The following is a 7,485-nucleotide window of genomic DNA, read 5'->3' on the forward strand; positions in this document are numbered from 1 at the left end:
TTGATTTTGTGAATATGATGATTAAAATTTCACAATTAAATCCGAAAAAAAGAGACGTAAATGCTTGTTAATTAACAAATGATATCTTCTATATATTTTTATTGTTTATAGATGGCTATTACGGTAAAAATACATTTTCAGAATATCAACCAGCGGTAAATCGAAGTAAAGGGAGTGAATTGTTTGGTAATTAGGCGAGTAGACAGGAGAGTCCCCGCATTGACCAGCTAAGGCAAGCCAGATGCGGGTTGATATGATCGAACCAGTCGTCTGAGGCGCTTAAAACGCAGTCTTAGAGAATCCAGTCATCTCCTGCAGGCCCATTTCACGGCCCAGCGCGGTCATTGGGTGCACAACCACCAGTCCGCGAACACTTTTCTTCAGCTTGCCCATATCAGCCTGCTCTTTTTTGGTAATTGCGCGCTGAAACGGCATCTTCATCAGCTTCTGTGCTTCTTTACTCAGTTTTTGGCTATGAACTTCACGCAGGCGAGCAATTTCTGCTTCCAGCGTGGCTTTCTCTTTTTCCAGCTCGGCATATTTGTCTGCGGCTTCAACCAGCGACAGATCGGCCTGCTGGTGGCGGATGGCGTCCAGACGATCGCTGAGACGTTTGATTTCGTTTTTTTCGACTTCTTTCATGTGATGGCTTCTGATAAAGATAAATTTATAGCCCCTAGTATGCGCGACCAGGTGCTTTGTTCACAACTGATGACATTGCAATAGTTCTGTAACGTAATCATTAACATGCTTAAAAACTACGCAATTTATTGATTAATTAAGAAATCTATAGAAAAAAGATAATAAACAGCAGCGGATGATTATTGAGGATTCAGCACGTTTTCCTTAATGTCATCTTTACCGGGAACCTAAACTAAAATTGGCGGCCGCGCATTCCCGGCGCGGGGTAATACGGAGATATCATCATGGGCAAATTAGGTGAAAACGTTCCGCTTCTTATCGATAAAGCCGTAGATTTCATGGCATCAAGCCAGGCGTTCCGGGAGTATCTGAAAAAACTTCCTCCCCGTAACGCGATTCCGTCCGGAATACCCGATGAAAGCGTGCCGTTATATCTACAACGTCTGGAGTATTATCGTCGGCTTTATCGGCCGAAGCAGGTAGAGGGGCAGTAAGCAGACGTTGCTTACTTTTGAAAGGCTTTTTTTAAGCTGATTCTGGAAATCAGCTCAGTCAGTGAAAGGACCATTGTTGATCGCACAGCCTGTTGATAGCGCTGAATTTGCATTGCATACAAACTGGAGTCTGCTGGTTCAAACTGTGGCGGCGGTGGTAACGCCGCCACGCAGTGCAGTTCACCAAAGGGTCCAAGGATCTCGTCGTCGGTAAAGGCGTACTCGTTGCCGTCGTGATTTAGTTCTTCACGCAATGCCATCAGCAGCTCCGCATCTTCGTATTCCTGGCGGTTAATGACGCCCAACCCGTAAATGAGTTTTAAACGCACAGAAAGATCGCCCAGCGGACCGTCGCCGTCGAGTAACGGTTCTACAGCATACTTCACCGCGTAATCGTCTTTGCGGAATACCTGAAGCACCAGAAGATTTACCGCCTCGGTCAAAAGCTCGACGGCGGTGATCAGAAAGCTTCGCACGGTTTTGCCAGCATTCAGACGCTCAAGCACACGGTTTTCAAAGGCCTGGGTTTGTTCCATTGTTGCCTGCATATCTGACAATCTGTTATTCGGGCGCAGGGTGTCCTGCGCCTGGTCCACCATTATTGCATTGCTTTATAAGCGGTTACCGCCTCGGATACAACCTCGCTGTTGGCATCAAGACCGGAAATCTGTGCCAGCGCCGCCTGCGGACCTTTGTCAGCGATCAGTGCTGCCAGTTCCTGAGCCTGCGGATCATCTTCACTGCGGAAGTGCATTGCACCAGCAATCCCCTGAATCAGATTCTTGTGCGGAAGGCTGTATTCCAGCGTACCGAGCAGTGGCTTGATCAGACGGTCGCCAGCACTCAGTTTACGCAGCGGCTGACGGCCTACGCGCTCTACATCATCTTTCAGATACGGGTTCTCAAAACGACCGAGGATTTTCTGGATGTACGCCGCATGTTTGTCTGCGTCAAAGCCGTAGCGCTTGATCAGTACCGCACCACTTTCTTCCATCGCACCTTTTACCACCGCGCGGATTTTCTCGTCGAGAATAGCGTCACGAATGGTCTGATGACCGGCCAGTTTTCCGAGGTACGCGGTTATAGCATGACCCGTGTTCAGGGTGAAGAGTTTACGTTCGACAAATGCCATCAGGTTGTCGGTTAACTCCATGCCTGGGATGTTCGGCAGTGCGCCTTTGAACTGCGTTTTATCGACAATCCATTCGCTGAAAGTTTCTACCGTCACTTCCAGCGGATCGTTAGTTGCCGAAGCCGAAGGCGGTACGATGCGGTCAACGGCGGAATCGACAAAGCCAACGTGTTCTTCTACCCACGCTTTGGCGTCTTCCGGCAGGGCGTTCATCACATGGCCTTTCAGCTGCGTGGTACCGCGTACCATGTTTTCACAGGCGATGATGTTCAGCGGGGATTCATTACCTTGTTCTTTGCGTTTCACCAGCCCTTTGGCGATAGCCGGAGCAATACGTTCCAGCACAACCGGGCCAACGGCGGTAGTGACTAAATCGACCTGAGCAATCAGATCAACGACATCATCACCAATGCTGCTGACAGCATTGACGCCGGAAACGGTATCTACCTGCTCGGTTTCACCAACCACATGAACCTGATAGCTATGACGGGCATTCAGGGCATCAAGTACCACCTGATTGACATCGGCAAACGTCAGTTGGATACCCGCGTCTGCCAGCAGTTTACCGATAAAGCCACGACCGATATTACCTGCGCCAAAATGTAATGCTTTCATAGTATTAACCTTCATCAATGTTTTTACCCGAGAGGGCTGGGGTGAGGCTTTTCCCTCACCCAAACCCTCTCCGTGAGGAGAGGGGCAGCGCCGGATGCGGCGTAAGCGCCTTATCCGGCCTACAAGAACGTGCAAATTCAACAAATCGTGATGCATCCTGTAGGCCTGATAAGCGTAGCGCATCAGGCAATTAACCCCACCTTCTCCATGTGGAGAGGGTGGGATTGGATTACTTACGACCTGCCAACAGTTCCAGCACTTCATCCACGCTGGTGGTGTGTGCCAGACGCTCGATGACGGACTCATCATCCAGTGCATTGGTCAGGCTGGTGATAACCTGAATGTGCTCGTTGTTACGGGCTGCAATACCAATCACCAGACGGGCAATGTCATCTTCTTCTTCACCGAAGCGCACGCCTTCCGGGTACTGGCAGAACACCACGCCCGTTTTCAGTACGCGATCTTTCGCTTCAACCGTACCGTGTGGCACCGCGATAGACTCACCCAGATAAGTCGGGGTCAGTTTTTCACGATCCAGCATCGCCTGAACGTATTCCGGCTCAACGTAACCGCCTTTCACCAGCTGCTCGCCAGCAAAACGAATCGCTTCTTCTTTGGTTGCTGCTTTGCGACCGAGGAAGATGTTCTCCGCGCCCAGTTTGAACAGGTTAGCACTGGAATCGTCAAAGCTGTCTTTCAGACTGTCTTTCACTTTCACTTCGTTTTCAGTATGGCGCTGGGCAGCAACGAGACGTTCGGTTAGGCTGGTGTACAGGCCGCTGTCGAGGAAGTTGGTCAGCGAAATATGCTGCGCCTGCGGAACCTGGCGCATAGCGCGTTCGGTCAGGTCACGGTGAGTGATGACGAGGTCCACATCTGGCGGCAGGTTGTTGATCGCGCTGTTAGTGACCGAAATCTGTGACAGACCTGCATCCTGAATTTTCTTACGCAGCACGCCTGCGCCCATCGCACTTGAACCCATACCGGCGTCACAGGCAACGATGATTTTACGTACGTGGCTCAGGTCGTTAGTCACATCGCCCGCAGACAGCGGAGATGTGCCTTTAGACTCAGCTTTCATGTCCTGCATACGACGAGTTGCTGCTTCAATATCATCTTCTTCTTTCACTTTGCTGGTTTTCAGCAAAATAGCAGAGACAACGAAGGAGACAGCCATCGCCGCACACACACCCGCGATGTTAGCGAAATAAGCACCTTTTGGTGTCATCGCCAGTACAGCAAGGATAGAACCCGGAGATGCCGGAGAAACCAGACCACCGCCCAGGATAGTCAGCGTGAACACGCCAGTCATACCGCCGAGGATGACTGCGAGGATCAGACGCGGATTCATCAGCACATACGGGAAGTAGATTTCGTGGATACCCCCCAGGAAGTGGATGATTGCCGCACCGCCCGCAGACTGTTTAGCGCTACCACGACCAAAGAACATGTACGCCAGCAGCACGCCCATACCTGGACCTGGGTTAGCTTCAATCAGGAAGAAGATTGATTTACCCAGTTCATGGGACTGCTGAATACCCAGCGGCGAGAAGATACCGTGGTTAATGGCGTTGTTGAGGAACAGGATTTTCGCCGGTTCAACAAAGATAGACGCCAGCGGCAGCATGTCATGGACAACCATGAAGTTAACGCCCGCAGCCAGCATTTTGGACAGGGCTTCAACAATCGGGCCAATGCCGAGGAATGCCAGAATAGCGAGGATCATCCCGATGATGCCTGCGGAGAAGTTATTCACCAGCATCTCAAAACCGGATTTGATCTTACCGTCTACCCAGCGGTCGAAGTGCTTAATGCACCAGCCGCCCAGCGGACCTGCAATCATAGAACCGAGGAACATCGGCATGTCTGCGCCGACGATAACGCCCATGGTGGTGATGGCACCGACTACGCCGCCACGTTCGCCGCCTACCAGCTTACCACCGGTATAACCGATCAGCAGCGGCAGGAGATAAGTGATCATCGGCCCGACCAGCTTCGCCAGCGTCTCGTTCGGTAACCACCCTGTTGGAATAAATAACGCGGTGATGATACCCCACGCGATAAACGCGCCGATATTTGGCATCACCATGTTGCTGAGGAAACGACCAAAGCTTTGCACTTTGATCTTAATATCGGATGACATAAAAACACCCCTTCTTATGTTTGCTGTCGCGCAGGCTGGAAGCCCGAGGTTTTTTGTTAATGTGGCGGCAGAGGTAGCCGGACCTTGTAGATACTGCGAAATCTGGCACTGAATCGGTTAACTGTCCAGTCGACGGCCTTTTGTGTGATATCAGTCACATAAATATAGGGGGTAGAGAGGTAATTGACGTGATACTCATCACAAAACGCTTGTGTAAAAAAGCAACAAGACGGCGATTTTCGCTAAAAATGGCATTTAAATGTGAGTAGTGTCACATTTTTGTTTTGATGGTTTGTTGAATCTTTGTGATCTGAATCACAAGATATTTTCTTACGGCGTTCACCTGATGTGATCTACAGCATGTTATGCCTTCGTCATACAATCGTTATGTAACTAAGCAACTCATCACCTCTAAAAATTATTCTTTGGTGTTATGGCGAGAATCGCGAACCCGGATTATTGTCAAAATATCAGCCTGACTCCCTTCTGGCTGCCAGCCCAAAAACAACACTGATAAACGTGAATCCGAGGCAGATATGTTTCTAAACTATTTCGCGTTGGGAGTGCTGATCTTCGTCTTTCTGGTGATTTTTTATGGAATCATCGCGATACATGACATCCCTTATCTGATTGCCAAAAAGCGCAATCACCCCCATGCCGACGCTATTCATACGGCGGGCTGGGTGAGCCTGTTTACTCTGCATGTTATCTGGCCGTTTCTGTGGATCTGGGCGACGCTCTATCAACCGGAGCGTGGCTGGGGTATGCAGTCACATGTTGCGTCGCAGGAGAAAGCGACTGACCCGGAAATCGCCTCACTTTCTGACCGAATTTCCCGGCTGGAGCATCAACTCGCCGCCGAGAAAAAGACTGACTATTCCACGTTCCCGGAGATCTAATTATGGATCTATTGATTGTTTTAACTTACGTGGCGCTGGCGTGGGCGGTCTTTAAAATCTTCCGCATTCCGGTAAATCAGTGGACGCTGGCGACGGCGGCGCTGGGAGGCGTGTTTCTGGTGAGTGGTTTAATTTTGTTGATGAACTACAACCACCCTTACACTTTTACCGCGCAAAAGGCAGTGATAGCGATCCCTATCACGCCACAGGTGACGGGAATTGTTACTGAAGTCACTGACAAGAATAATCAGCTTATTCAAAAGGGCGAGGTGCTTTTTAAGCTCGACCCGGTTCGTTACCAGGCGCGAGTTGACAGACTTCAGGCTGACCTGATGACGGCGACGCATAATATAAAGACGCTGCGTGCGCAGCTCACTGAAGCGCAGGCCAACACCACCCAGGTTTCAGCGGAGCGCGACCGTCTGTTTAAAAATTATCAACGTTACTTGAAAGGCAGCCAGGCGGCGGTGAATCCGTTCTCGGAACGTGACATCGACGATGCGCGGCAAAATTTCCTCGCGCAGGATGCGCTGGTGAAAGGCTCGGTGGCGGAGCAGGCGCAGATCCAGAGCCAGCTCGACAGTATGGTTAACGGCGAGCAATCGCAGATTGTGAGCTTAAGAGCGCAACTTACTGAAGCAAAATATAACCTTGAGCAGACTGTCATTCGCGCGCCGAGCAATGGCTACGTTACTCAGGTACTGATCCGCCCAGGTACATACGCAGCTGCCTTGCCGCTGCGTCCGGTGATGGTCTTCATCCCCGAGCAAAAACGGCAAATTGTCGCCCAATTTCGGCAAAACTCGCTGTTACGTCTGAAACCCGGCGATGATGCGGAAGTGGTGTTTAACGCGCTACCTGGGCAGGTGTTTCACGGCAAACTGACCAGTATTTTACCTGTCGTGCCAGGCGGTTCTTATCAGGCGCAGGGGGTATTGCAATCATTAACGGTCGTGCCCGGCACGGACGGTGTGCTGGGAACCATTGAACTGGACCCTAACGATGATATCGATGCCTTACCCGACGGCATCTACGCCCAGGTGGCGGTTTACTCCGACCATTTCAGCCATGTTTCGGTGATGCGGAAAGTGCTGCTAAGAATGACCAGCTGGATGCATTATCTTTATTTGGATCATTGAGGGGGAGGGGGGAGATTATGGAACTTTGCTCCTTGTAAGGACTAATTATTTTTGCATATTACTTCATTAGCTGCGATGATTTTTCTTTAATATTCATTATGTTAATAAGTTCTGGATGAGTGTGCTCTCATTGGATTTTTTATCCGTCTTGTTCTGCCGCAGGATGAGACTATACATCGTCGAGATCGCAATGATGATATGAGTTGTTCCTCCTGCGACGGCTCTAATCAAAAAAGAGCAGGAGTGCTTTTCCATCTATTGCGATGATGGCTTTATTATCTGAAGGATGACAGTCACATTTAAAAAATATTTAATCTATAGATCACAATGTAGGGTCATGGAATATATGTATACAACTATTTTCTTCTTCACTTTTAATTATCGTATTCATTATAAAACTAAGTTAAAAAAACTCCTGGAG

7 protein-coding genes are annotated in these 7,485 nt (G+C 49.7%); 3 read left to right on the forward strand and 4 right to left on the reverse strand.

What is annotated here, in order from left to right; all coding sequences use genetic code 11:
• Positions 1 to 279: 279 nt before the first annotated feature.
• Entirely contained in the window at positions 280 to 642 is a 363-nt protein-coding gene (locus QZF50_RS21695) for a YibL family ribosome-associated protein (protein ID WP_000665680.1), read from the reverse strand.
• Positions 643 to 926: 284 nt separating this feature from the next.
• On the opposite strand from QZF50_RS21695, the gene yibT reads away from it, so the two are divergent.
• On the forward strand, positions 927 to 1,136 hold the full coding sequence (yibT, locus tag QZF50_RS21700; protein WP_000517100.1) for a protein YibT: 210 nt from the start codon (positions 927 to 929) through the stop codon (positions 1,134 to 1,136).
• 11 nt (positions 1,137 to 1,147) lie between these two features.
• Here the strand turns inward: yibT and mtlR are convergent, their stop codons facing one another.
• From mtlR to mtlA, 3 genes are all read right to left on the reverse strand, one after another.
• The gene (mtlR, locus tag QZF50_RS21705) at positions 1,148 to 1,735 is read right to left on the reverse strand and encodes a mannitol operon repressor MtlR (protein WP_000228271.1); all 588 of its coding nucleotides are present in this window, start codon (positions 1,733 to 1,735) and stop codon (positions 1,148 to 1,150) included.
• Entirely contained in the window at positions 1,735 to 2,883 is a 1,149-nt protein-coding gene (gene mtlD, locus QZF50_RS21710; RefSeq protein ID WP_000645424.1) for a mannitol-1-phosphate 5-dehydrogenase, read from the reverse strand. Before mtlD ends, mtlR begins: the two co-directional genes overlap by 1 nt.
• Before the next feature lie 229 nt (positions 2,884 to 3,112).
• The gene (gene mtlA, locus QZF50_RS21715) at positions 3,113 to 5,026 is read right to left on the reverse strand and encodes a PTS mannitol transporter subunit IICBA (RefSeq protein ID WP_000093258.1); all 1,914 of its coding nucleotides are present in this window, start codon (positions 5,024 to 5,026) and stop codon (positions 3,113 to 3,115) included.
• Between the two features lie 536 nt (positions 5,027 to 5,562).
• On the opposite strand from mtlA, the gene QZF50_RS21720 reads away from it, so the two are divergent.
• Both QZF50_RS21720 and QZF50_RS21725 read left to right on the forward strand, forming a co-directional pair.
• Complete coding sequence (locus tag QZF50_RS21720) at positions 5,563 to 5,925, forward strand: DUF3302 domain-containing protein (RefSeq protein WP_000479626.1); 363 nt, start codon at positions 5,563 to 5,565, stop codon at positions 5,923 to 5,925.
• A gap of 2 nt (positions 5,926 to 5,927) precedes the next feature.
• Positions 5,928 to 7,064, forward strand: a complete 1,137-nt coding sequence (locus QZF50_RS21725) for an HlyD family secretion protein (RefSeq protein WP_000364939.1) — start codon at positions 5,928 to 5,930, stop codon at positions 7,062 to 7,064.
• Positions 7,065 to 7,485: the final 421 nt, after the last annotated feature.

Source organism: uncultured Escherichia sp. (assembly GCF_948475835.1).
Lineage (GTDB): Bacteria > Pseudomonadota > Gammaproteobacteria > Enterobacterales > Enterobacteriaceae > ECMA0423.